The sequence below is a fragment of the Pseudomonas sp. GW460-12-10-14-TSB1 genome (assembly GCF_017349775.1).
GTDB lineage: Bacteria > Pseudomonadota > Gammaproteobacteria > Pseudomonadales > Pseudomonadaceae > Aquipseudomonas > Aquipseudomonas piscium.
On record NZ_JACNAC010000062.1, the window covers coordinates 1 to 24885 of the forward strand.

Annotated in this window: 25 protein-coding genes; 10 read left to right on the forward strand and 15 right to left on the reverse strand. The window is 61.2% G+C overall.

The window, feature by feature from the left end; genetic code table 11:
* Window positions 1–14: 14 nt before the first annotated feature.
* The 6 genes from msrQ to J4D52_RS26125 all read right to left on the reverse strand — a co-directional run bounded on the left by msrQ (window position 15) and on the right by J4D52_RS26125 (window position 5995).
* Entirely contained in the window at window positions 15–635 is a 621-nt protein-coding gene (gene msrQ / locus J4D52_RS26100; RefSeq protein ID WP_102677917.1) for a protein-methionine-sulfoxide reductase heme-binding subunit MsrQ, read from the reverse strand.
* The gene (msrP, locus tag J4D52_RS26105; protein ID WP_063433027.1) at window positions 635–1648 is read right to left on the reverse strand and encodes a protein-methionine-sulfoxide reductase catalytic subunit MsrP; all 1014 of its coding nucleotides are present in this window, start codon (window positions 1646–1648) and stop codon (window positions 635–637) included. The genes msrQ and msrP overlap by 1 nt, the downstream gene beginning before the upstream one ends.
* Before the next feature lie 63 nt (window positions 1649–1711).
* Window positions 1712–2569: a CDP-diacylglycerol--serine O-phosphatidyltransferase gene (pssA, locus tag J4D52_RS26110; protein WP_009050877.1), complete on the reverse strand. Its 858-nt coding sequence runs from the start codon at window positions 2567–2569 to the stop codon at window positions 1712–1714.
* A gap of 145 nt (window positions 2570–2714) precedes the next feature.
* Window positions 2715–3731 carry a ketol-acid reductoisomerase gene (gene ilvC, locus J4D52_RS26115; RefSeq protein ID WP_007959661.1) on the reverse strand — a complete coding sequence of 339 codons (1017 nt, stop codon included), beginning with the start codon at window positions 3729–3731 and terminating at the stop codon, window positions 2715–2717.
* Window positions 3732–3776: 45 nt separating this feature from the next.
* Complete coding sequence (gene ilvN, locus J4D52_RS26120) at window positions 3777–4268, reverse strand: acetolactate synthase small subunit (protein WP_007924620.1); 492 nt, start codon at window positions 4266–4268, stop codon at window positions 3777–3779.
* 2 nt (window positions 4269–4270) lie between these two features.
* Window positions 4271–5995 (reverse strand): acetolactate synthase 3 large subunit, encoded by a 1725-nt coding sequence (locus tag J4D52_RS26125; RefSeq protein ID WP_025805338.1) that lies wholly within the window; start codon window positions 5993–5995, stop codon window positions 4271–4273.
* A gap of 403 nt (window positions 5996–6398) precedes the next feature.
* On the opposite strand from J4D52_RS26125, the gene J4D52_RS26130 reads away from it, so the two are divergent.
* Entirely contained in the window at window positions 6399–6821 is a 423-nt protein-coding gene (locus J4D52_RS26130; protein WP_102677916.1) for a DUF4124 domain-containing protein, read from the forward strand.
* An 18-nt stretch (window positions 6822–6839) separates the two neighbouring features.
* On the opposite strand, the gene J4D52_RS26135 is transcribed toward J4D52_RS26130, so the two are convergent.
* Genes J4D52_RS26135 through mrcB form a run of 3 tightly spaced genes read right to left on the reverse strand, consistent with a single transcriptional unit; the run spans window position 6840 to window position 10247 of the window.
* Entirely contained in the window at window positions 6840–7175 is a 336-nt protein-coding gene (locus J4D52_RS26135) for a YqcC family protein (protein WP_025805340.1), read from the reverse strand.
* A complete protein-coding gene (locus J4D52_RS26140) occupies window positions 7175–7906 on the reverse strand; it encodes a M48 family metallopeptidase (protein WP_053280938.1) in 732 nt (243 codons plus the stop codon). Before J4D52_RS26140 ends, J4D52_RS26135 begins: the two co-directional genes overlap by 1 nt.
* Window positions 7907–7922: 16 nt before the next feature.
* Window positions 7923–10247: a penicillin-binding protein 1B gene (gene mrcB, locus J4D52_RS26145; RefSeq protein WP_102677915.1), complete on the reverse strand. Its 2325-nt coding sequence runs from the start codon at window positions 10245–10247 to the stop codon at window positions 7923–7925.
* Between the two features lie 117 nt (window positions 10248–10364).
* On the opposite strand from mrcB, the gene J4D52_RS26150 reads away from it, so the two are divergent.
* From J4D52_RS26150 to J4D52_RS26165, 4 genes are all read left to right on the forward strand, one after another.
* On the forward strand, window positions 10365–11921 hold the full coding sequence (locus J4D52_RS26150) for a bifunctional aminoglycoside phosphotransferase/ATP-binding protein (protein ID WP_063433030.1): 1557 nt from the start codon (window positions 10365–10367) through the stop codon (window positions 11919–11921).
* An 89-nt stretch (window positions 11922–12010) separates the two neighbouring features.
* The gene (locus tag J4D52_RS26155) at window positions 12011–12355 is read left to right on the forward strand and encodes a pentapeptide repeat-containing protein (RefSeq protein ID WP_025805345.1); all 345 of its coding nucleotides are present in this window, start codon (window positions 12011–12013) and stop codon (window positions 12353–12355) included.
* 211 nt (window positions 12356–12566) lie between these two features.
* On the forward strand, window positions 12567–12839 hold the full coding sequence (locus J4D52_RS26160; RefSeq protein WP_025805346.1) for a TfoX/Sxy family protein: 273 nt from the start codon (window positions 12567–12569) through the stop codon (window positions 12837–12839).
* Between the two features lie 15 nt (window positions 12840–12854).
* Window positions 12855–13655 carry a Crp/Fnr family transcriptional regulator gene (locus tag J4D52_RS26165; RefSeq protein ID WP_102677914.1) on the forward strand — a complete coding sequence of 267 codons (801 nt, stop codon included), beginning with the start codon at window positions 12855–12857 and terminating at the stop codon, window positions 13653–13655.
* 233 nt (window positions 13656–13888) lie between these two features.
* Here the strand turns inward: J4D52_RS26165 and J4D52_RS26170 are convergent, their stop codons facing one another.
* Genes J4D52_RS26170 through J4D52_RS26185 form a run of 4 tightly spaced genes read right to left on the reverse strand, consistent with a single transcriptional unit; the run spans window position 13889 to window position 17462 of the window.
* On the reverse strand, window positions 13889–14752 hold the full coding sequence (locus J4D52_RS26170; RefSeq protein WP_102677913.1) for a ChaN family lipoprotein: 864 nt from the start codon (window positions 14750–14752) through the stop codon (window positions 13889–13891).
* 21 nt (window positions 14753–14773) lie between these two features.
* The gene (locus tag J4D52_RS26175; protein WP_063433032.1) at window positions 14774–15541 is read right to left on the reverse strand and encodes a heme ABC transporter ATP-binding protein; all 768 of its coding nucleotides are present in this window, start codon (window positions 15539–15541) and stop codon (window positions 14774–14776) included.
* Window positions 15541–16524 (reverse strand): iron ABC transporter permease, encoded by a 984-nt coding sequence (locus J4D52_RS26180; protein WP_173678574.1) that lies wholly within the window; start codon window positions 16522–16524, stop codon window positions 15541–15543. The genes J4D52_RS26175 and J4D52_RS26180 overlap by 1 nt, the downstream gene beginning before the upstream one ends.
* Window positions 16525–16574: 50 nt before the next feature.
* Window positions 16575–17462, reverse strand: a complete 888-nt coding sequence (locus J4D52_RS26185) for a hemin ABC transporter substrate-binding protein (protein WP_102677911.1) — start codon at window positions 17460–17462, stop codon at window positions 16575–16577.
* Window positions 17463–17676: 214 nt separating this feature from the next.
* Between J4D52_RS26185 and J4D52_RS26190 the strand changes: the two genes are divergently transcribed.
* Window positions 17677–17994, forward strand: coding sequence for a Rieske (2Fe-2S) protein (locus tag J4D52_RS26190; protein WP_102677910.1), 318 nt, complete (start codon window positions 17677–17679; stop codon window positions 17992–17994).
* Here the strand turns inward: J4D52_RS26190 and sfsA are convergent.
* Window positions 17991–18704 carry a DNA/RNA nuclease SfsA gene (gene sfsA, locus J4D52_RS26195; protein ID WP_025805353.1) on the reverse strand — a complete coding sequence of 238 codons (714 nt, stop codon included), beginning with the start codon at window positions 18702–18704 and terminating at the stop codon, window positions 17991–17993. The two genes, J4D52_RS26190 and sfsA, sit on opposite strands and share 4 nt — an antisense overlap.
* A complete protein-coding gene (locus tag J4D52_RS26200) occupies window positions 18704–19876 on the reverse strand; it encodes a pyridoxal phosphate-dependent aminotransferase (RefSeq protein WP_063433035.1) in 1173 nt (390 codons plus the stop codon). Before J4D52_RS26200 ends, sfsA begins: the two co-directional genes overlap by 1 nt.
* Window positions 19877–20210: 334 nt before the next feature.
* Between J4D52_RS26200 and dksA the strand changes: the two genes are divergently transcribed.
* The 4 genes from dksA to J4D52_RS26220 all read left to right on the forward strand — a co-directional run bounded on the left by dksA (window position 20211) and on the right by J4D52_RS26220 (window position 24885).
* The gene (gene dksA, locus J4D52_RS26205; protein ID WP_007924645.1) at window positions 20211–20651 is read left to right on the forward strand and encodes an RNA polymerase-binding protein DksA; all 441 of its coding nucleotides are present in this window, start codon (window positions 20211–20213) and stop codon (window positions 20649–20651) included.
* 145 nt (window positions 20652–20796) lie between these two features.
* On the forward strand, window positions 20797–21693 hold the full coding sequence (gluQRS, locus tag J4D52_RS26210; protein ID WP_063433036.1) for a tRNA glutamyl-Q(34) synthetase GluQRS: 897 nt from the start codon (window positions 20797–20799) through the stop codon (window positions 21691–21693).
* 77 nt (window positions 21694–21770) lie between these two features.
* Entirely contained in the window at window positions 21771–21947 is a 177-nt protein-coding gene (locus tag J4D52_RS26215) for a hypothetical protein (RefSeq protein ID WP_003176118.1), read from the forward strand.
* Window positions 21931–24885, forward strand: a complete 2955-nt coding sequence (locus tag J4D52_RS26220) for a sensor histidine kinase (RefSeq protein ID WP_025805356.1) — start codon at window positions 21931–21933, stop codon at window positions 24883–24885. Before J4D52_RS26215 ends, J4D52_RS26220 begins: the two co-directional genes overlap by 17 nt.

Sequence of the window (24885 nt, forward strand, 5' to 3'; positions counted from 1 at the left end):
CCGTCAACCCCTAATTACGCTTTTGTTGCAGAAGATGGTTTTTTCACCATTAAACGGGGGATTCGACGTGTCACCGGCGGTACCCGCAACAGTAATAACAATGCTCCGATAGAAGCATAGATAGCCCATTCTTTAAGATCGGCCCGAACGATCCAGAGCATATGCAGTAAACCCAGCCCAAGAATGAGATAGACCAACCGATGCAGTTTCTTCCAACGACTGCCCAGACGACGTTGACTGTATCTATTGGAAGTCACCGCCAAGGCCAGTAATCCGAGGAAGCCCAGACTTCCAACAATAATGTAGGGCCGCTTACGTAACTCCACCCCCAGCTGCGACCAGTCGAGCCCGAGGATAAATACGGCGTAGGCACTTAAATGCAGCACCACATAAGCAAAGCACCACAAACCGAGCTGTCGTCGTACCGCGATCCATCCCGCCCAGCCCGTCAGTTTCTGCAGGGGGGTCATACTCAGAGTGATCAGCAAAAAGATCAGCGTCCCCAGCCCCAGACGATCGACCAGCACTTTTCCCGGATCGGGTCCGAGCGCTGAGGCCCAAGCCTGGTACAACCAGAGCAAAGGCCAGATAGCCGCAACGATGAAGACGCCAAGGCGCCAGAGTGGGTAGCGCATCAGTAATTCTTCCGCAGATCCAGGCCGGTATATAAAGAAGCGACTTCATCCGCGTAACCGTTGAACATCTGCGTCTCACGCACATTGGGACTGAACAGGCCGCTGGGCAGCCTACGCTCACGCGCCTGAGTCCAGCGAGGATGATCAACCGTAGGATTCACGTTCGCGTAAAAACCGTACTCATTGGCAGCAATGCTTTGCCAGGTGGTTTTCGGCTGTTCCTCCACCAGACTGATGCGCACAATCGACTTGATGCTCTTGAAGCCATACTTCCACGGCACCACCAAACGCAACGGCGCGCCGTTCTGGTTAGGCAACTCGCGCCCATACATCCCCACGGCAAGAATCGCCAACGGGTGCATCGCCTCATCCAGACGCAGGCCTTCTACATAAGGCCAGTCGATCAGAGCAAAACCCGAACGCTGACCGGGCATGCTTTTAGGGTCCTGAAGGGTTTCGAAGCGGATGTATTTGGCCTTCGAAGTTGGCTCGACCTGCTTGAGCAACTCGGAAATCGGGAAACCGATCCAGGGAATCACCATGGACCAGGCCTCGACGCAACGCAGCCGATAGATCCGCTCTTCCAACTGATAAGGCTTCATGAAGTCTTCCAGCGCATAACGCCCCGGCTTACCCACCTCCCCGTCCACCACCACGCTCCAGGGCTCGGTTTTCAGCGCGCCGGCATTGGCAGCCGGATCGCCCTTGTCTGCGCCGAACTCATAGAAGTTGTTGTAGTGGGTGGCATCCTTGAACGGAGTGATCGCCTCGTCCTTGACGTTGACCGCCTGCCATTTGGTCGCGGGCAGTTTTTGCGCAAACCATGACGGCGCCCTGCCAGGCTCGACACCTGGATAGCGCCCAGCGTCTTCGGCGCTGGCCCAGCGCGGCAGCGCACAGGCAGCCAGACCGGCAATGGCCCCGCCCAACAGGCTACGACGAGAGACATAAAGGGATTCAGGCGTGACGTCCGACTCTTTGCAGTCAGACGACTTGGGGACTTTGATCAACATGGCAACTCCGCAGCATTGGAGGACTGATGCACCAATAGACTGCGGAGTATGGGGGAAATTACATTAAGGCAACGTTTTGCGTCGACGAAGGTGCAACAAGTACTGAATCGGACCAGAGGCTGCGTAGGCGAGGAAAACCAGCAGCAGAATCCGCGGCGGATCGCTGAAGACCACGGCGAACACCAGAACCACCGCCAGGATCGCCACGAAAGGTACACGTCCCTTCAGATCCAGCTCCTTGAAGCTGTTGTACTTGATGTTGCTGACCATCAGCATGCCGGCCGCCGCCACCATCAGCGCCACCAGGAACGACATCTTCGAACCCTGGATACCGTAATCGCTGAATGCCCAGACAATACCGGCCACCACACCCGCCGCCGCCGGACTGGCCAGGCCAATGAAGTAACGCTTGTCGGCAGTCCCCACCTGGGTGTTGAAACGGGCCAGACGCAAAGCCGCGCCAGCCACATAGATGAAGGCGACCATCCAGCCGACCTTGCCCATGTCGCCCAGCGCCCAACCGAATGCCAGCAAGGCAGGCGCAACGCCGAAGGCAACCATGTCGGACAACGAGTCATACTCAGCGCCAAAAGCACTCTGGGTATTGGTCATGCGGGCTACGCGCCCGTCCAGGCCATCGAGCACCATGGCGACAAAGATCGCGATGGCCGCGAACGCGAAATACTTGCTCGCCCCTGCCGCGTCCCCGGCGCTCAATGCGCTCTGGGCACTCATGGAATTGATGATCGAGTAGAAACCGGCGAACAGATTCGCGGTGGTGAAGAGGTTCGGCAGCAGATAGATACCACGATGCCGGACTTTACGGCCTTCAGCGTCATGCCCCTCTTCGACATGCTCATCGATGGGTAGCAGGCTATCGGCGTCAGAGGCCTGGTTTGGCTCTTCGGGACGTTCGCTCATGGACATTACCTTGCAACGGTGTGAAAAGTTTCGACGATACCCAGGGCCACGATTGGACCACAAAGGATCCAGCTTTATACCAGAACCTGCCTATCCAAACGAAAAAACGCGGCCTAGGCCGCGTTTTCCCTGACAAGACTCGAACTTAGTTCTTGGCTTTGTCGACGATCTTGTTGGCACCGATCCACGGCATCATCGAGCGCAGTTGCTCGCCGATGATTTCGATACCGTGAGCAGCGTTGTTACGACGCTTGGCGGTCATCGATGGGTAGCCGGTAGCACCTTCGCTGATGAACATCTTGGCGTATTCGCCGTCCTGGATGCGCTTCAGAGCGTTGCGCATGGCCTGACGGGATTCGGCGTTGATCACTTCAGGGCCGGTCACGTACTCGCCGTATTCGGCGTTGTTGGAGATCGAGTAGTTCATGTTGGCGATACCGCCTTCGTACATGAGGTCAACGATCAGCTTCAGTTCGTGCAGGCATTCGAAGTAGGCCATTTCCGGCGCGTAGCCAGCTTCGACCAGGGTTTCGAAACCGGCCTTGACCAACTCGACGGTACCGCCACACAGAACAGCCTGCTCGCCGAACAGGTCGGTTTCAGTCTCGTCCTTGAAGGTGGTCTCGATAATGCCGGTACGGCCGCCGCCCACGCCAGCGGCGTAGGACAGAGCAACGTTCTTGGCGTTGCCGGAAGCGTCCTGGTAGATAGCGATCAGGTCAGGAATACCGCCGCCCTTGACGAATTCGGAACGTACGGTGTGGCCTGGAGCCTTCGGCGCGATCATGATCACGTCGAGGTCGGCACGCGGAACAACCTGGTTGTAGTGGATCGCGAAGCCGTGGGAGAAGGCCAGGGTAGCGCCCTTCTTGATGTTCGGCTCGATTTCGTTCTTGTACAGCTGGGACTGGAACTCGTCCGGGGTCAGGATCATGACCAGGTCGGCACCGGCAACGGCCGCGGCAACGTCGGTCACTTTCAGGCCATGAGCTTCAGCCTTGGCAACGGTAGCCGAGCCTTTACGCAGGCCAACGGTCACGTCGACGCCGGAGTCTTTCAGGTTGCACGCTTGAGCATGGCCCTGGGAGCCGTAACCGATGATGGCAACTTTCTTGCCCTGGATGATCGAGAGGTCGCAGTCTTTATCGTAGAAAACTTTCATGAATTTCCCCTATATCAGGCCGTTCAGGCCGTTCGCTAATTTGAGTTAGATGCTGAGTACTTTATCGCCACGGGCAATGCCGGTGACGCCACTGCGTACGGTTTCCAGAATCGAGGCGGTGCCGATCGACTGGATGAAACTGTCGAGCTTGTCGCTGGTACCGGTCAATTGAACGGTATACACGCTGGCACTGACGTCGACGATCTGCCCACGGTAAATATCGGTGGTGCGCTTGACCTCGGCGCGCTGGGCGCCGGTGGCCTTGACCTTGACCAGCATCAGCTCGCGCTCGATGTGAGCGCTTTCCGACAGGTCGACCAGCTTGACCACTTCAACCAGCTTGTTCAGGTTCTTGGTGATCTGCTCGATGATTTCATCGTGCCCCACGGTGGTCAGCGTCAGACGCGACAGGGTCGGGTCCTCGGTCGGCGCCACGGTCAGGCTTTCGATGTTGTAGTTGCGCTGCGAAAACAGGCCAACCACACGAGACAAGGCGCCCGGTTCGTTTTCCAGAAGCAAGGAGATAATGTGCCGCATGATTAAGTACGCTCCGTCTTGCTCAGCCACATATCGCGCATGGAGCCGTCTTTGATCTGCATCGGGTAGACGTGCTCGCTGGTATCGACCTGAATGTCGAGGAACACCAGACGATCTTTCATGGCGAACGCCTCTTCCATCTTCGGCTTCAGATCCTTCAGGTCCGTGATGCGAATGCCCACGTGCCCATAGGCCTCGGCCAGCTTGACGAAATCAGGCAGCGATTCCATGTAGGAGTGCGAGTGACGGCTACCGTAGTTCATGTCCTGCCACTGACGCACCATGCCCAGCGCACCGTTGTTCAGGTTGATGATCTTGACCGGCAGGTCGTACTGCAGGCAGGTCGACAGTTCCTGAATGTTCATCTGGATACTGCCCTCGCCCGTTACACAGGCAACGTCAGCATCAGGGAAACTCAACTTGACGCCCATGGCCGCAGGGAAACCAAAGCCCATCGTGCCCAGGCCACCGGAGTTGATCCAGCGATTGGGCTTGTTGAACCGGTAGTACTGCGCCGCGAACATCTGGTGCTGGCCCACGTCGGAGGTCACATAGGCGTCGCCCTTGGTCACTTCGCAGAGGGTCTCGATCACGGTCTGCGGCTTGATGATGCTGCCGTCGCCCTTGTCGTAAGGGAACAGGCCACGATCACCGCGCCACTCCTCGATCTGCTTCCACCAGCTGGCGACTGTGTCCTTGTTCGGGGTTTCGCCGATTTCCTTGAGGGCCGCGACCATTTCGGTCAGGACGCTCTCTACCGGACCCACGATCGGCACGTCTGCCTTGATGGTCTTGGAGATGGACGCCGGGTCGATGTCGACATGGATGATCTTGGCGTTCGGGCAGAATTTCGCCGGGCCGTTGATGACACGGTCGTCGAAACGCGCGCCGACTGCCAGGATCACGTCGGCATGGTGCATGGTCAGGTTGGCGGTGTAGCTGCCGTGCATGCCGAGCATGCCGACGAACTGACGATCGGTGCCAGGGTAGGCACCCAAGCCCATCAGGGTATTGGTGACCGGCAGGTTGAGCATTTGTGCCAGTTCGGTCAGCGGCGCGGAGCCGCCACCGAGGATCACGCCGCCGCCTGCGTACAGCACAGGACGCTTGGCCGCCAGGAGCATTTCTGCCGCCTTGCGGATTTGCCCGGAGTGACCACGAACAGCCGGGCTATAGGAGCGCAGCTTCGCTTTTTTAGGGAAAACGTATTCGAACTTTTCAGCCGGATTGGTCATGTCCTTGGGGACATCGACCACGACTGGACCCGGACGACCGGATTGCGCCAGGTAGAACGCCTTCTTCATGACTTCCGGGATTTCCGAAGCGTGCTTGATCATGAAGCTGTGCTTCACGATCGGCCGGGAGATACCGATCATGTCGGTTTCCTGGAACGCGTCGGTACCGACCATGGTGCTAGGCACCTGACCGGAAATGATCACCATTGGAATGGAGTCCATATAGGCAGTGGCGATACCGGTGATGGCATTGGTCGCGCCAGGGCCGGAAGTCACCAGTACCACGCCGGCTTTGCCGGTGGCACGGGCGTAGCCGTCAGCCATATGGGTAGCCGCTTGCTCGTGACGAACCAGGATGTGGGTCACTTCCGGTTCTTTGAACAGGGCATCGTAAACATGAAGGAGAGCACCACCCGGGTACCCATAGATATATTTGACGCCTTCGTCACGCAAAAAGCGGACGAGCATCTCACCGCCAGATAAAAGCTCCACGTTGTTCACCTCTAAAACGCCAGAATACCGCCCTCTTGAAAGGGGACGGGTCTTAATAGGTTTACTTCTCGGCAGAGCATGAGCGACGGTGGTCGCCGACTACGTCAGCACTGACTGAGCAAGTATTGGGAGTGCCCCAAGTGTTGCGGGGTTTTCCCACCCAGCGCGAGGTAACGCGTTGCGGGTGTAGCAGGTCGGCGCGGATGTGCGCCTCATGTTCTGCCGAGTGGGTCTGCTTCTGGCAGTCCCTCTACAGCGGACTTTGGATTCTTCTGTTTCGCCCTCTGCAAGTCAAGACGTCAATGTGCTTTATTCGAACTAAGCGCATGAGAACGCAAGAAAAAACCTGTAAACCTCGAGTGCCTGCGCTTCAATTGCGCAATCCTGGATAAGGAATTCAAAAATGCGAACCTTCGCCATGACCGCTGGCCTGCTGCTCGCCATGAGTCTCCCATGCCAGGCCGGGCAGATTTACAAATGGGTCGACGCCCAGGGAGTCACCCATTTCGACGCCCAGCCACCCCAAGGCGTGGCCAGCACCGCCATCAGCCTACCGAAAAACCCGAAAGGTGCGCCCCGTACGCTGCCACCCGACAAGCCGGACACCCAGCAACAGATCATGGATAACCAGGCCAAGCAACAGCTCGCCAGGCAGGAAGCCGAGCGCAGGCGTTTTTGCACACAGGCACGGGCCAGCCTGGCGCAGTTGCAGAACAACCCACGCCTGAGCGAGAACATCGAGGGGGGAATGCGCCGCCTGACCGAGGAACAACGTCAGCAGCGCATCCTGGAAACGCAGAAGGCGATAGACAACCACTGCCGCTAGGCAGTGGCTGCAGAGGTTTCAGCGGGTAGTGACTATCAGTTGGTCGAACTCTTTGAGCAGGATCTGCAACTGAAGATCCCGTCCCTGCATCGAACGACCGGCGAACACCACCTCGGCCATTTCCTGGATCCCCGAAGCGCTGGGCAGAGGCAGATCCTGCTCAAGAATCACCTTCATCCGCGGCAGGAAGATCCATTGCAGCCACTGCTCGAACTCCAGCGTGTCCACGGCAAAAGGCTCGACGCTGGCCAGGGCCTCGGCGCTCGGTGGGGTGTCATCCCACAGGCCCTGCAGCCGCAACTCACGCTCGATCAACAGCAACTGCTCGGCAATCTTTGGAAAACGCGCGTCCATCACAGCGATACCTTGGCTTTTTGCCGAGCCTGAGCGGCACCGGCGGCATCGCCCTGCTTCTCGCGCGCCTGGGCGATCAGCGCCCACAGGCTGGCCTGCAGGTCCGGACGACCGTTGGCGAAGCTCAGGCCGCGACGGGCAAACTGTTCAGCCTGCGCGGCATCGCCCTGGGCCATGCGTACCTGGGCCAGGCGATACAACACCTGCGGCTCACGCGGCGCTACACGCTGGGCGCGCTCGAGGCTGGAGGAAGCGCCGTTCAGATCGCCACTCGCCTGTTGCTGCTGAGCGGTGGTCAACAGCGCCAGCACTGGACCGTCCAGCTGCTCATCGGCGGACAGCCCGCCAGAGCTGGCCGAAGGCACTCCGCTCGGCGTCGGTGGCAGGCTGTAGCTGCCCTGATTGATCGGCGCGGATTGGATCGGTGAGGTATCGATAGGCCCTGGGGTGATCGGGCCCGGGGTAATCGGCGCGCTGCTGATTGGCGCGGCAGTGGCCGCAGCCCCGCCCGGCACCATCACCACCACGCCCGAGTCCTGCGGAATACTTTGAGTCTGTGCCTGGGCCGGACGCTTGACTGTCGTCTTGCGGAAGCCACCGTTTGCCGATATGCGCTCACTGTTGGACACGGCGGTACCGGAGTCCACCACCGGAATCGAGCCACGCTGCACGCTGGCGCAACCATTGAGCAAAGCCAGAGCTGTAATAGCTGGAATCCACCACTTGTTCACGTCAAACCCTCTTCGCTTAATTCATCCAGCCCTTGACCCAATCCATCACCGACTCAACGGGCGCCGGGATATCGACGCCACAGGCTGGACCGGGAGGGGGTTCACTGCCACGAATATACGGCATCTGTACCGCCCCCGGACAGTTGACATCGGAGCCTTGCCCGGTCCGCGAGTCGACCCAGGCCTGCACCACGTTATCCGGTTGCGGCATATCCAATGGCAGCGGGTCGGCCTTGCGCATGAAACTGGTCCAGACCTGCAGCGCGCCGGTAGCGCCGGTGAACGGTGTCTTGCCGTTGTCATCACGCCCCAGCCAGACCACCGCCAACAGATCCTGGCTGAAACCGGCGAACCAGCTGTCGCGGGAATCGTTACTGGTACCGGTCTTGCCCGCCAGCGCCAGGGAACGCGGCAACACGTTGTAGACCGAGCTGCCGGTACCTTCGCGCATGACGCGCTGCATCGCGCTCTGGATCAGGTAGATCGACCCCGGGTCGAAACGTTGCTGGATCTGGAACGGATAACGCTTCAGCGGTTCGCCCTCAGCGGTCAGCACGCTACGGATCCCGCGCATCGGGGTATTGAAACCGCCGTTGGCCAGGGTCTGGTACATGGTCGCGACTTCCATCGGGCTCAAGCCCCCCGCCCCCAGCAGCATCGAAGGGAACGCCGGGAATTCGCGGGTGACGCCAAGGCGCCCCAGGGTTTTCAGCACGTTCGGCACACCGACTTCCAGGCCCAGGCGCGCGGTCGACAGGTTATAGGAATGGGCCAGCCCCTGATAAAGGAAGACCGTGCCGTGGGAGCGACGGTCGTAGTTCTGGGGCTTCCACACTTGCCCGTCGCCGCCTTTCACCGAGAAGGCCTCATCGGAGAGCCAACTGGTCAGGGTGTACTGGCTGGGTTTCTCCAGCGCCGTCAGGTAAACCGCGGGCTTGATCAGGGAGCCGATCGGCCGCACCGCATCCAGCGCCCGGTTGAAACCGGCAAAACCGGCCTGGCGGCTGCCGATCATGGCCTGGACTTCGCCGGTTTCCGGGTTGGTCACCACCATTGCCGCTTCGACTTCATCCGATCCCTTGCGTCCGGCCAGACGCTTGAAAGTGTCACTGACCGAAGCCTCGGCCTTCATCTGCAGAATCGGGTCGAAGCTGGTGAAAATCCGCAGGCCTTCCTCGGTCAAGTCTTCGTCGCGGTAATCCTCACGCAACTGACGCTTCACCAGGTCCAGGAAGCCGGGGAACGAGCTGTCCGCCAGGCTGCCACGCTTGGTCACGCCCAGGGGCATTTTCTTCGCCGCTTCAACCTGCTCCGGCGTCGCCACACCCTGTTGCGCCAGCAGATCGAGTACCAGGTTACGCCGCTCCAGCGCGCGTTCCGGATAACGACGCGGGTTGTAATAGGACGGCCCCTTGACCATCCCCACCAGCAAGGCGATCTGATGCAACTTCAGTTCGGCCAGCGGCTGGCTGAAGAAGAACTGGCTGGCCAGGCCGAAACCGTGCACCGCACGCTGGCCGTCCTGACCGATGAAGACTTCGTTGAGGTACGCCTCGAGGATCTCGCGCTTGTCGTAATGCAGCTCAAGCAGCAGAGCCATCATCGCTTCGGTGAGCTTGCGGCTCAGGCTGCGCTCGTTGGTCAGGTAGAAGTTCTTGACCAACTGCTGGGTCAGGGTACTGCCGCCCTGGCGCATGGCGCCGGACGAAGTGTTGACCCACACCGCCCGCGCAATCGACTTGGGCGACACGCCAAAGTGGCTATAGAAATCCCGGTCCTCGACCGCCACCAGGGTTTCCAGCAGATAAGGAGGCACCTGGTCGATCTTGATCAGGATCCGGTCTTCGAGGTTCTTCGGATACAGGCCACCGATCAGCAGCGGCTCCAGGCGTACCACGGCCAGTTTCGAGCCTTTGCTGCCTGACAACTCGGCCACGTAGTCGCCGGAAAAACGCACCCGCACCGGTTGTGCCTGCTCCATACCCTCATAGAACTGGAAACCGCGGGTATTGAGTTCAACGGTGTTACCACTGACAGATGCAGCACCAGGGCCGTTGACCACGCTTTCGCGGCGATAGCCAAGTGCGTCGAGTTCGGTGAGGAAATCGTCCTTGCTGAGCTTCTGTCCGACGAACAGCTCCAGCGGGCGCGCATAGACCTTGGCCGGAATGGTCCAGCGCTTGCCGGAAAACTTCTCCTGGACCACGGCATCGAGATAAACCGCAAAGCCGGCGAGCACCACCAGAGCGACCAGACCGAGCTTCAAGGCCCAGCCCAGCCAGGGGCGCGGGCCACTAGACGGACGTTTTTTAGCGGAACGGGGGGATCGAGTACGAGTCATGGCGGCGGATTATACGCACTTTATTCATAGTCAACAGGAGCCGCCCGAGGTTTGCGTTAGCCCTGTCAGCGGCCATAATGACGCCCTTGAATTTTCCCCGACTCTGAAGGATCGCCTGTGAGCCAATCCCTGATCGCCGCCCTGCAAAACCCGGCCCTCTACCCGCATCCCGTAGACGGATTCCAGGTCATCGAGACCCATATTTCCTGGGTCCTGCTCACCGGTCCCTATGCCTATAAGCTGAAAAAGCCGGTCAACTTCGGTTTTCTCGACTTCACCGGCCTTGAAGCACGCGGGCACTTCTGCGGCGAAGAGCTGCGTCTCAACCAGCGCCTGACCGATGATTTGTATCTGGAAGTGTTGCCGATCACCGGCAGTGCCGAAGAGCCGCAGATCGCGGGTGACGGCCCGATCATCGAATACGCGCTGAAAATGCGCCAGTTCCCGCAAAGCCAGCTGCTCAGCACACTGCAAGCCAATGGCGAACTGACCACTGCGCACATCGACGAAATGGCCCGGCAGATTGCCAGGTTCCACCTCGACGCCCCGCGAGTTCCCGCGGCCCACGTAGCCGGCACCCCGGAAAGCGTAATGGAACCGGTGCGTCAGAACTTCGAACAAATCCGCCCGTTCCTCAGCGACAAGGCCGACCTGCAACAGCTCGAAGCCCTGCAAGCCTGGGCCGAAAGCAGCTTCGAACGCCTCAAGCCACTCCTTGCCCAGCGCAAGGCCGAAGGCTTCATCCGCGAATGCCACGGCGACATTCATCTGGGCAATGCGACACTTATCGACGGCAAGGTGGTGATCTTCGATTGCATCGAGTTCAACGAACCGTTCCGTTTCACTGACGTCTATGCCGACGCCGGCTTCCTCGCCATGGACCTGGAAGACCGCGGCCTGAAGTGCCTGGCACGCCGCTTCATCAGCCAGTACCTGGAACAGACCGGTGACTATCAGGGCCTGGAGTTGTTGAATTTCTACAAAGCCTACCGCGCCTTGGTACGGGCCAAGGTCGCCCTGTTCAGCATGCCGGCCGACGCCAGCCCGATGCAGCGCGCCACAGCCCTGCGCCAATACCGCAACTACGCCAACCTGGCAGAGAGCTACAGCACCATTCCATCGCGCTTCCTGGCGATTACTTCTGGTGTTTCCGCCGTTGGCAAAAGCCATGTGGCCATGCGCCTGGTAGAAGCTTTGGGCGCCGTTCGCCTGCGCTCCGATGTCGAGCGCAAACGCCTGTTCGGCGAGCAGCAGGTACAGAACGACCCGAATGTCGGCATTTATGATGCCCAGGCCAACACCGCGACCTATGACCGCCTGCATGAACTGGCCGGCATCGTCCTGCGCGCCGGTTTCCCGGTGGCCATCGACGCCACCTACCTCAAGCGCGACCAGCGTGATGCCGCGGCCAAGGTTGCCGAAGCGACTGGCACCCCTTGCCTGATCATCGACTGCAATGCCCCGCAGGCCGTCATCGCCAGCTGGCTGGCGCAACGCCAGGCCGATCGCAACGACCCGTCGGACGCGACCCTGGCCGTGATCGAACAGCAGCAAGCCAATCGCGAAGCCCTGAGCGCCGAAGAGGTGCTGCGCAGCAAGCGCGTCGAGACCAATGAAAGCGGGAGCCTCGACACCCTGGTAGCGAACATTCGCCAGCGCCTCCCAGGTCTGTAATCAACTATTTCAGCCGTGAAACCGCAAAGATTTCACGGCTGAGATTAGTGGCACTATACTGGCGTCATAATTCCAGCAGGGACGCCCCCATGAGTCAGCCCACACTTCTCGACACCCCCCTTTACGCTTTGCTGCACAAAGACGACATCGACGGCTTCAATCGGGAACGCCCGAAAAATCAGCCTGTCGACATGCGCGGCGGCGATTTTCGCGGCCTCGACTTGCGCGAGTTGAACGCCGACGGCATCGACTTCACCGACGCCTATTTCCGTTCTGCCGACCTGCGCGGCCTCGACCTGCGCAACTCTTCCATGGAAGGCGCCAGCCTGGCCCATGCGCAGATCTCCGGCGCCTACTTCCCGCCCGAACTGACCGCCGATGAAATCCTGATGTCCGTCAACTTCGGCACTCGTCTGCGCTACCGCACCAAGTAATAGCCCCTTTTGCTCCGAGGTCCGGCGCCCTCTGCCTTACGCTGGACTTGGCCTGCTCCCTCCCCCCTTTTCCTCTGCTTCTGACGTACTTTCCTCTGTCGCCTTAGAAGCTTTTGCGCCAAAACCGACCAAAGAACAGCGCTTTTCCTACTGAGCGCTACACTCCTTTGAGACTTGCCCACGCACCATTCGGCCGTCGCAAGGAGGCTTGATGAATGATGAATTGCAACACCTGAAGAACCTTGGCAAGACGTCGGCACAATGGCTGCATGCGGTGGGCATCCATAGCGCTTCGGACTTGCGCCGCCTGGGGGCGGTGGATGCCTATCGGGCCGTGCGGACCCGAGGGTTTCGAGCCTCGAAGGTACTGTTGTATGCCATCGAAGGCGCGCTGATGGATGTGCACTGGAACGACATTCCGGCAGAACGCAAGGAAGCACTCAACAAACAGCTGGACGCCATTTCTACACGCCACAAGAACTGACCTGGCAGGTTTCTTATGTATTTACTGGGGGAACAACCGGCTTATGCCGACGCCTTGATCAATCGGCTGCAGAGCATCCCGCCGCGCCTGCTGGAAGGCCTGCTACCGTCCGGCGACGTGTTGGAAGTGGCCCCTTCCAAGGACCTCTCCAGCAGCCTTGCCGACAGCCAGCTGTTCTTGCTCGAAAGCGGCCAGGTACAAGCCAGCATCGATGAGCGCCCACTGTTTTATCTGCATGAAGGTGATCTGCTCGGGCTGCGCCGAGGAGCGGAGCTGCCGCGCTGGCAACTCAGCAGCGATCAACCGTTGAGCCTGATCCCCTATCAGCGTTCCGCGGTGTTCCAGCACCTGTATGCCGACGAACAGCGTTCCGAACTGTTTCTGCAGTACCTGATCGGACAAACCGCCCTGCTCTCCGATGCCATTGCCCGCCTCCAGCAACCCGAGTTGCGTAACAGCAACGGTTTTCAACGTGTGGCCAAGGGCGAGGTGCTGATTCGCCAGGGCGATGACGCCGATCATGTGTTCGTCATTATCGAAGGGCACGCCGAAGCCTTTGTCGACGGACACAAGGTCGGAGACGTGCCCAAGGACGAGATCTTTGGTGCGATGGCTGTTTTCACCGGGGAGAAACGCAACGCCAGTGTGATTGCCAGCGAGCCATGCACCCTGATGCTGATCCCCAAGAGCCAGTTTCTCAGCCTGACTCAGAGCAATCCACGTATCGCCCATAGCCTGATCGAAAGCATGGCGCGGCGAATCGACCTGTTGAACAAGGAAGTCAGCCGTCTGCACAGCCTGAGCGCCAACCCTTAAAGCCCCGTATTTACGGGAAATCCAAACGAGCGTTTGGCGGAATTCGCAGAAACAGGAAAAACTTTGTTGACTTGGAAATGAGAATCGTTATGATTATCACAACTGGTCGCGAGATCAGTCGATAACCTGGAAGACCAGTGGTTCGGACTCTCAGATTATCTCCTCATCAGGCTAATCACGGTTATTTGACCCGGCTCTTGCCGGGTCTTTTTTTGTCTAAAAAAGCCATCCACTTACTGGCGCATCTGGGCGCAGTAATCCTTCTCCGGCAGCCGTGTGCTGTACCACACGTAATCCGCGTTTCGCGGCGATACCTGTGTACCCTTCTGCGCCAGCATCAGCACCACGGTGCCGTCCGATGCATCGAGGTCCTGCAGGTGAACCAGTACCCCGACATCCTTGCGCGCATGAAAGGCCCCGGCAAAAAGCAGCACTGGAGTCGGTGCCGCCAGCAAGCGCTCGGCCATGCGTCGATCACGTTGCTGCTGCACCGCCAGCATCGCCGGCATCTGGCTTTCGGGCAGCAGCCCACAATGGGAGTCACGAACCTGCTGCAATAGCTCGTTGCGCACCGACGCGGCATTCGAGTGCTCGCCACTCAAGGCTGGTGCCTGGCGATAGATATTACGAACTTCGGAGTTATCCAGATTGGCGGCCAGCAACGGATAAGGCTGGAGCAACGCATAGCGCACGATAGGTCCGTACAGCGCCCAGTCCCACCCCGGCGACCAGGCCAGAGCGCCAGGCAAATCATCGGGCAAGTCCTGCGCCGCCTGGTGCTGACGAAGCGAATCGACTCGCGGTTGCTGGTCCGGCGTGAGCATTTCCAACAACAGGCTACCTTGCGCGCGCTGGGTCGCCATCGCCCGCAGCAACCACAACTGCAAGGCATGATGTTCGGGATGGTCATGCTGCTCACCGACAATCACCCGCGGCGCCCGGGACAGACGAGCGACCAGCTCCTCTGGAGTCAGGAGCTTTCCTCTGCGCAGATCCTGAATCGCCCCGCTTTCAGCCTGGACTGGGGGTTCAGGCATGACCGGCACGCCCTGGCAGGCGCCCAGCAGCAACACACCCAGGATCAATAACACACGCATCTGGCGTCTCCGCGAATCGCCTCAGCGGGCGATGATCAAAGGGTGGCCCCGCTCGGGATGCGCCTGCACCAGTACCTCCAGTCCGAACACCGCCTTGAGCGGTTCGGGCCGCAGCACCTGCGCCGGACTGTCCAGCGAGTGAGGCCGCCCGCCTTCGAGCAGCAACAGGCGATCACAATATCGCGCGGCGAGGTTCAGATCATGCAGGATCACCAGGACCGCGACCCCACGATCGGCAAACTCGCGAATGGCCTGCAACGTGACATGTTGATGCAAGGGGTCGAGGGCCGAGGTCGGCTCGTCGAGCAACAGGGTCTGGCCGACCGCGCCCGGCCATAGCTGCGCCAACACCCGGGCCAGGTGCACGCGCTGACGTTCGCCACCCGACAAGGCCACGTAGCTGCGACCGTGCAGATGCCCGGCATCCGCCGCTTGCAGGGCCTGCATGACGATCTCGTCATCCCGTGCCCGGCCGCTTTGATAAGGCAGGCGTCCCAGGCCGACAACCTCTTCGACCCGAAAGGCGAACTCGAGCGTCGAACTTTGCGGCAGCACCGCCAGCCTTTGCGCCTTTTGCCCACCGTCCCATCTGGAGAGCTCGCGCTGGTCAAGCCAGACCTGGCCATGGTCGGGTTTCAGCTCGCCGCACAAGGCCGCCAGCAAGGTGCTTTTACCTGCGCCATTGGGGCCCAGCACTCCCAGCACCTCACCGGGCTTGAGCTCAAGGTCGATCCCCTCCAGCACGGTTTTCCTGCCACGGCGCACCGTCAGATTTTCCGCTCGTAGCATCAGGCGCGCCCTCGCAATAACAGAAACAGAAAGAACGGCGCACCGATAAAGGCGGTCACGATGCCAATCGGCAACTCCGCAGGCGCCAGCGCCAGGCGCGCCACCAGATCCGCCAGCAACAGCAGGCTGGCGCCGGCCAGTATCGACGCTGGCAACAGGGTCCGGTGGTCAGGCCCCGACAGCAGGCGCACCAGATGAGGCACCACCAGCCCGACAAAGCCGATCAGCCCGGCAGCGGCGACAGCCGCGCCGACCCCCAGCGCGGTACAGAACACCAACTCCCGCTTCAGCCGCTCGACATCGATCCCCAGGTGACCGGCCTCGGACTCGCCCAGCAGCAGGGCATTCAAAGCCTTGGCCCGGCGCGGCAGCCACAATGCCACGGCCGCGCTGACCAGCAGCAATGGCCACAATCTCGAATAACTGGCGCCGTTGAGACTGCCCAGGTTCCAGAACGTCAGGGTGCGCAGGGTCGCATCGTCGGCCAGGTAGGTGAACAGGCCCACCGCCGAGCTGGCCAGCGCCGTCAACGCAATCCCCGCCAGCAGCATGGTCGCCACATGGGTCTGGCCATTGCGCCGCCCCAGGCGGTAGACCAGCCACGCCACCACCAGGCCACCGAGAAAGGCACAGAACGACAACAGATAAGGGCCGACCGCTTCCGGCACGCCACCCAGCAGCGCACCACCGACGATGGCAAAGGCTGCGCCCAGCGCCGCGCCACTCGAGACACCTACCAGCCCCGGGTCAGCCAAGGGATTGCGAAACAGCCCTTGCATGGCCACGCCGGACAGGGCCAGCACGCCCCCTACCGCCAGCCCCAGCAAGGTGCGAGGCAGACGAATCTGCCCGAGGATCAGTTCGGCCTGCTCCAGCCCCTGCCCCTCGATGGGCAAACCCAGCAAACGCAAAGCGGCGCGCAGAGTGTCGAGCAGCGGCAGGCTGACCGGCCCAAGCGCCAGGGACAACCAGATCGCCAACAGACACAGCAGGCTCAGGCCAATGAACAAAGCACGGGGTTTAAGCAAAGGGGTCATTGGGCGGTGCTGGCCTGGCCCGACTCGGCAGGATAGAAATCGGCCGACAACCTTTTCAGGCTCTGTGGCAGGCGTGGCCCCAGGCCGCCCACCAGCAAGGTCGGATCAATTTCGAAGACCCGGCCGGCCTTCGCCGCGCCGCTGGAGGCGAGGATCGGGTTTTCCTTGAACAACGCGGTACGGGCCGCCTCGCCGCTCAGGCTGCGATCGGCAAACACCAGCACCTCGGGGTTGAGTTCGGCCAACGATTCCGTGGAAAAGGGTTTGTAACCCGTATGGGTAGCAAGATTGCGTCCGCCCGCCTGCTGCAACAGCCAGTCGGCAGCGGTGTCCTTGCCGGCAATCAGAGGTTTGCCACCCGCATGCCCGAGCAATAGCAGCACACCCGGCGCCGCCTGCTTTTTCCGGGCCTGGATGACCCAGGCCTGCTGCTGATCCAGCTGCTGCTTATATTGCTCGAACAGCTGCGTCGCCTTATCTTCACTGCCCAGCAACTTACCCAGATGCTGCAGGTTGCCCTGCAGGGTCGGCAGGTCGGCCTGGGCCGAGAACAGCTCGACCTGCACCCCGGCGCTGCGCACCTGCGAGAGCACCGGCGGCGGCCCCATCTCTTCGGTACCCACCAGAATCTGCGGTCGCAGGCTGAGAATGCCTTCCGCCGACAGCTGGCGCTGATAACCGATGCTCGGCAGCTTCTTCAGGGATTCAGGATGCTGGCTGGTGGTGTCCACGCCCACCAGCTTCGATTCGGCGCCCAGCGCGCTCACCCATTCGGACAAGGCGCCGCCGGCGCTCACCCAGCGTTGTGGTAACTCGGCCGCCGCAGCGGTATGGCTGGCCAGAAGTCCGACACAGAGCGCGATTGCGCGGGCACTCGAACGCATAAAGGCATTTCCTTCAGAGAGTGGGCCCACGGAAGCAGCCTTACATGTGACATGCCCTGCAACCCAGGCATCGAAATGAGCAAGCGCCCCACAGGCGAAGCAGCCATTTGATAATTGTTTGCATTTGACCGTCAAGCACAGACATGTTTCATCAAGCACCCGCAGGAAAACTGTGACAGCCTGAACCCAGAGCTGTTGGTTACCGAGGATAGACATGAAGTTTCTTTGCGCCCCTGGCGATCTGCCGGAGGCTTCCAGCCGAGGTTTCAACCTCGAAGGCCGGCCACTTTTCGCGGTGCGTCGCGATCGACAGGTCTACGTCTACACCAACCGCTGCCCCCATCGCGGGGTCGCTCTGGAGTGGCAGTCCGATCAGTTTCTCGACCCAAGCGCCAGCCTGATCCAGTGCGCCACCCACGGCGCGCTGTTTTTGATCGAAAACGGTGAATGCGTGGCTGGCCCCTGTGCCGGGCAATCCCTGACGGCCATCCCCTGCCAGGAAGACAGCCAGGGCATCTGGGTTCAGCTTTAGCCGTTGAGCAATACGTCCAGACGGCGCTCGATGCACACTTCCTCGGCGGTCAAACGCACGCCGTAAGCCAGTACCTCGACCCCGGATGCCACCGCCTCGCGCAGCGCAGCGGCGTAACCGGGATCGATCTCTTCGGCCGGTCGCACCGCCTCGACACCCGACAGGTTGACGCAATACAACTGCACCGCCCGGATACCGTCACGCGCCAGACAAGCCAGCTCCCGCAGGTGCTTGGCGCCACGCTGGGTCACCGCATCTGGAAAGGCCGCGACCGCGGAACCATCGAAGCCCAGGGTGACGCTTTTGACTTCGACGAACGCCGGGCCGTCCGGGTAGTCCAGGCGGAAATCGATCCGGCTGTTTTCCTGGCCATAGGGCACTTCACGCTTGAGGGCGGTAAAACCGTTCAGCTCAGCGATCACTCCGGCGCGCAAGGCTTCTTCCACTAGCGTGTTGGCCCGCGCCGTGTTGACGCAAGCCAGCCGCCCCTGGGGCGTTTCGCTGATTTCCCAGGTCCCGGGCAATTTGCGCTTGGGGTCATTGGAACGACTGAACCAGACCTGCCCGCCCTCGACCATGCAATTGAACATGGAACCGGTGTTGGGGCAGTGAATGGTCAGCAACTCGCCGCCAATGGTCTCGATATCGGCGAGAAAACGCTTGTAACGACGGACCAGGCGACCTTCTTCGAGGGGAGGATGAAAACGCATCAGCCTTGCCAGCTCCGCAGGCCACGGGCAATCCGCTCCACCGCTTCCTGCAGGCGCGGCAGGCTCTGGGTGTAGGCGAACCGGACATGGTGCCCGGCCTGATGGCGACCGAAATCCAGACCTGGGGTAAAGGCAATGTGCTCGGTTTCGAGGAAATGCCGGCAGAAGGCAAAGGCATCGCCGCCGAAGGCGCTGATATCGGCATACAGGTAGAACGCCCCTTCCGGCTCCACCGCGATGCCAAAACCCAACTCGCGCAGGGCTGGCAGGAGGAAGTCGCGACGCCGCTGAAACTCGTTGCGGCGCTCTTCCAGGATACTGATGGTGTCCGGCTCGAAGCAGGCCAGCGCGGCGTACTGAGCCATGCTCGGGGCGCTGATATAGAGGTTCTGCGCCAACTTCTCCAACTCGCCGACCGCCGCCTGCGGCGCTACCAGCCACCCCAGGCGCCAGCCGGTCATGCCGAAATATTTGGAAAAGCTATTCAGGACAAAGGCGCTGTCATCGACTTCCAGCACGCTGGCGGCATCGCTGCCGTAGGTCAGGCCATGGTAGATCTCGTCCACCACCAGATGGCCGTTACGCGCCTTTACCGCGGCCGACAGCCCCGCCAGTTCGTCACGGGTGAGCAGCGTGCCGGTCGGGTTGGCCGGCGACGCCACCAGGGCGCCGACGCTGTCCTGATCCCAGTAACGCTCCAGCAGATCCGGCGTCAGTTGATAGCGCACGTCCGGCCCGACCGGCACCAGTTGGGCAGCGCCTTCCACCAGACGCAGGAAGTGCCGGTTGCAGGGGTAGCCCGGGTCCGCCAGCAGCCAGTGCTTGCCTGGGTCGACCAGCAGGCTGCTGGCCAGCAGCAACGCACCGGAACCACCGGGCGTGATCATGATGCGCTCGGGGTCGATGTCCAGCCCGTAACGCTGCCGATAGAAACCGGAGATGGCCGTACGCAGCTCGGGAATCCCGCGGGCGGCGGTGTAGCGGGTCTTGCCCGCCTCCAGCGCGGCCTGCCCGGCCTTGATGATCGGCTCAGCCGTGGTGAAGTCCGGTTCACCGATTTCCAGGTGAATCACATCGTGCCCGGCCGCTTGCAGCTCATTGGCGCGGGCCAGCAGGGCCATCACGTGGAAAGGTTCGATAGCGCGGCTGCGCGCACTGTAGGGCTGAGCCATTAGCCTTCCTTCATTGAAGTGAGCAAAAAACCGATTCTACCCAACCCCGGGGACAAGGGAGAGCCCAAAGCCTTCGAGTATCCGCCATCCCCCCATAAAGAAGACGAACGCCAGGCCCAGGCTTGGCTAAAATCATTAATTGACCAGGCCCCGGACAGACCAGGCTAGGCGGCATCGACCTTTGCAAGCACCGCAAGACGCGGGCTCGACAACCGGGAGTAGCGCCGCCCGATTTGATCTGGTAAGTTCGCCCGCTTGCAGTCGCAGGGCCGGCAGGTGTCGGTGATGGAGCAATCCTGCGCAATGGATTACATGAGTAGAGGCGGTCCATTTCATGCCCACCCAAGCAAAGCAACAGAATCAATCGATCAGCGGCTTCGAGCCCTATGTTGAAACCGCGGGCGAAGAGTACATGGGCAAGCCCATGCGCGAGCACTTCACCAAGATCCTGAACAAGTGGAAACAGGACTTGATGCAGGAAGTCGACCGCACTGTTGATCACATGAAAGACGAAGCAGCCAACTTCCCCGATCCGGCCGACCGTGCCAGCCAGGAAGAAGAATTCAGCCTGGAACTGCGCGCCCGCGACCGTGAGCGCAAGCTGATCAAGAAGATCGACAAGACGCTGCAACTGATCGAAGACGAAGAATACGGCTGGTGCGAATCCTGCGGCGTCGAGATCGGTATTCGCCGCCTGGAAGCCCGCCCTACCGCCGACATGTGTGTCGACTGCAAGACCCTGGCGGAAATCAAGGAAAAACAAGTCGGTAAATAATCGCTGGCTTGAATGAAAAACGGAGCGTGCGAACGCTCCGTTTTTGTTTCTGACGCCTCACTCCCTGTAGGAGCGAGCTTGCTCGCGATGGCGATCCTCCAGACGCCATCGTCACCTTGGGATCGAACGAAGTAACATCCTCTCCATGACTGCCTCTCAAACCTCTTCCTACATCGGGCGCTTCGCCCCAACCCCCAGCGGGCACCTGCATTTCGGCTCGCTGGTCGCCGCCCTGGCCTCCTACCTCGATGCCCGTGCCGTCGGCGGCCGCTGGCTGCTGCGCATGGAAGACCTCGATCCGCCTCGGGAAGAGCCTGGCGCCCAGGCGGCCATTCTCAAGGCCCTGGAAAGCTACGGCTTCGAGTGGGACGGCGAAATGGTCTGCCAGAGCGACCGGCACGCGGCCTACGCCGAAGTCCTCAACCGCCTGTTCAACCAGGGCCTGGCTTACGCCTGCACCTGCTCGCGCAAGCAACTGGAGCCCTACCACGGCATTTATCCGGGCCTGTGCCGCAATGCCGGACACGGCCAGGAAGACGCCGCCATCCGCTTGCGCGTGCCGGAGCTGGAATATCGCTTCACTGACCGGGTCCAGGGCGAATTCCGCCAGCATCTGGGGCGGGATGTGGGCGACTTCGTGATCCGCCGCCGCGACGGTCTCTACGCCTATCAACTGGCGGTGGTGCTCGACGACGCCTGGCAAGGGGTGACCGATATCGTGCGCGGTGCCGACCTGCTGGACTCCACCCCGCGCCAGTTGTACCTGCAGGAACTGCTCGGCCTGCCGCAGCCGCGTTACCTGCATGTGCCGCTGATCACCCAGCCGGACGGGCATAAACTGGGCAAGTCCTACCGCTCCCCGCCGCTGGCAGCGGACCAGGCCACACCGTTGCTGTTGCGTGCCTTGCGCGCCCTGGGGCAGAAAACCGACAGCGAAATGGTCCACGCCAGCCCTCGGGAAGTGCTGAGCTGGGGCATCGAACACTGGGATGCTTTACTGATCCCACGCACACTGAGCGTGCCCGAAGCGCAAATACGCTGACGCCCCTTGCAGGTTGGCGCCCATCCGTTACCATCGCCGCACGTTTTCGGGCACGCACACAATAAAGAGAGGCCGAGATGTACATCTATCGCTTGGTCCTGCTGTTGGTAGTGGGGATCTATCTGTTCTCCCCCGCCATCATGGATTGGTGGATCGATGCTACGGGCGCCTGGTATCGCCCGTATCTGCTCTGGCTGATCCTGATCGTCGTGACCTTCATCCTGCAGAGCCAAAAAGATGCCGATGAGCTTTAGCCTGACCCAGATGATCCTGATCAGCGCCGCGTACCTGCTGGTGCTGTTCGGGGTGGCCTGGGTCAGCGAACGCGGCATGATCCCGCGCTCGATCATCCGCCACCCGCTGACCTACACCCTGTCCCTCGGGGTCTACGCCAGCGCCTGGGCCTTTTACGGCACGGTCGGCCTGGCCTATCAGTACGGTTACGGTTTTCTTTCCAGCTATCTCGGGGTTTCCGGCGCCTTCCTGCTGGCGCCGGTGCTGCTTTATCCGATCCTGAAAATCACCCGCACCTACCAACTGTCGTCGCTGGCCGACCTGTTCGCCTTCCGTTTTCGCAGCACCTGGGCCGGCGCACTGACCACGGTGATCATGCTGGTCGGCGTATTGCCGCTGCTGGCCTTGCAGATCCAGGCGGTCGCGGACTCCATCGGCATCCTCACCCGCGAGCCGGTGCAGCACCGGGTCGCCCTGAGCTTCTGCGCGCTGATCACCCTGTTCACCATCTTCTTCGGCTCCCGGCACATCGCCACCCGGGAGAAACACGAAGGCCTGGTGTTCGCCATCGCCTTCGAGTCGGTGATCAAGCTGATCGCCATCGGCGGCGTCGGCCTCTATGCCCTGTACGGCGTGTTCGATGGCCCGCAACAGCTGGAACTCTGGCTGCTGCAGAACCAGACCGCCCTCGCCGCCCTGCATACGCCACTGCAGGAAGGGCCGTGGCGCACCCTGCTGCTGGTGTTCTTCGCCTCGGCGATCGTGATGCCGCACATGTACCACATGACCTTCACCGAGAACCTCAATCCGCGCTCGCTGGTCAGCGCCAGCTGGGGCCTGCCGCTGTTCCTGTTGCTGATGAGCCTGGCGGTGCCGCTGATCCTCTGGGCCGGCCTGAAACTGGGCGCCACCACCAACCCCGAGTACTTCACCCTCGGCATCGGCATCGCCGCCAACAAACCGGCATTGGCCCTGATGGCCTATATCGGCGGGCTTTCCGCCGCCAGCGGCCTGATCATCGTCACCACCCTGGCGCTGTCGGGGATGGCCCTCAACCATCTGGTGCTGCCGCTGTATCAGCCACCGGCCGAAGGCAACATCTACCGCTGGCTGAAATGGACTCGCCGCGCGCTGATCGTGGCCATCATCATGGCCGGCTATGCCTTCTACCTGCTGCTGGGGGCCGAGCAGGACCTGGCCAACCTCGGCATCGTGGCCTTTGTCGCGACCCTGCAGTTCCTCCCCGGCGTGCTCTCGGTGCTGTACTGGCCGACCGCCAACCGGCGCGGCTTCATCGCCGGGCTGATGGCCGGGACGCTGGTGTGGCTGGTGACCATGCTGCTGCCGTTGATTGGCAACCTGCAGGGCTTCTATATACCGCTGCTGAACATGATCTACGTTCTGGACGACACCAGCTGGCACATGGCGGCCATCGCCTCGCTGGCGGCCAACGTACTGATGTTCACCCTGATTTCGCTGTTCACCAATGCCAGCTCCGAAGAAGCCAGCGCCGCCGAAGCCTGCGCGGTGGACAACGTGCGCCGGCCGCAACGTCGCGAACTGCATGCCGCCTCGCCCCAGGAGTTCGCTACCCAGCTGGCCAAGCCCCTGGGCGCCAAGGCCGCGCAGAAGGAAGTCGAGCAGGCGCTGCGCGACCTGTACCTGCCCTTCGACGAGCGCCGCCCCTATGCCCTGCGTCGTTTGCGCGACCGTATCGAAGCCAACCTGTCCGGCCTGATGGGCCCCAGCGTGGCCCAGGATATGGTGGAAACCTTCCTGCCCTACAAGGCCGGCGGCGAAAACTACGTGACCGAAGACATCCACTTCATCGAAAGCCGGCTCGAGGACTACCACTCGCGCCTGACCGGCCTGGCCGCCGAGCTCGATGCCTTGCGCCGCTACCACCGCCAGACCTTGCAGGAACTGCCAATGGGCGTCTGCTCCCTGGCCAAGGACCAGGAAATCCTTATGTGGAACAAGGCCATGGAAGAGCTGACCAGCATTCCGGCGCAGCATGTGGTCGGGTCGCGCCTGAGCACCATCGCCGATCCCTGGAAAGAGCTGCTGCAAGGCTTCATCAACGTCCCCGACGAACATTTGCACAAGCAGCACCTGGCCCTCGACGGCCAGACCCGTTGGCTGAACCTGCACAAGGCCGCCATCGACGAACCCCTGGCCCCGGGCAACAGTGGCCTGGTGCTGCTGGTGGAAGACCTGACCGAAACCCAGATGCTCGAAGACAAGCTGGTGCATTCCGAGCGCCTGGCCAGCATCGGCCGCCTGGCCGCCGGCGTGGCCCACGAAATCGGCAACCCGATCACCGGTATCGCCTGCCTGGCGCAGAACCTGCGCGAAGAGCGCGAAGAGGACGGCGAACTCACCGAAATCAGTGGCCAGATCCTTGAGCAGACCAAGCGCGTGTCGCGCATCGTCCAGTCGCTGATGAGCTTCGCCCACGCCGGCAGCCACCAGCACAACGACGAAGCCGTGTGCCTGGCCGAGGTGGCGCAGGACGCCATTGGTCTGCTGGCGCTGAACCGACGCAATTTCGAAGTGCAGTTCTTCAACCTGTGCGATCCGGACCACTGGGTCGACGGCGACCCGCAGCGGCTCGCCCAGGTACTGATCAACCTGCTATCCAATGCCCGCGACGCATCACCGGCGGGCAGTGCGGTACGGGTCAAGAGCGAGGCCGGCGAACACACGATCGACCTGATCGTCGAAGACGAAGGCAGCGGCATCCCGTCGAGCATCATGGATCGACTGTTCGAACCCTTCTTCACCACCAAGGATCCTGGCGAGGGCACCGGACTGGGCCTTGCACTGGTCTATTCCATCGTTGAAGAGCATTATGGACAAATCACCATCGACAGCCCGGCTGACACCGAAAGCCAACGCGGCACCCGTATCCGGGTGACCTTACCGCGTCATGTCGAAGCGACGTCCGCTGTGAACTGA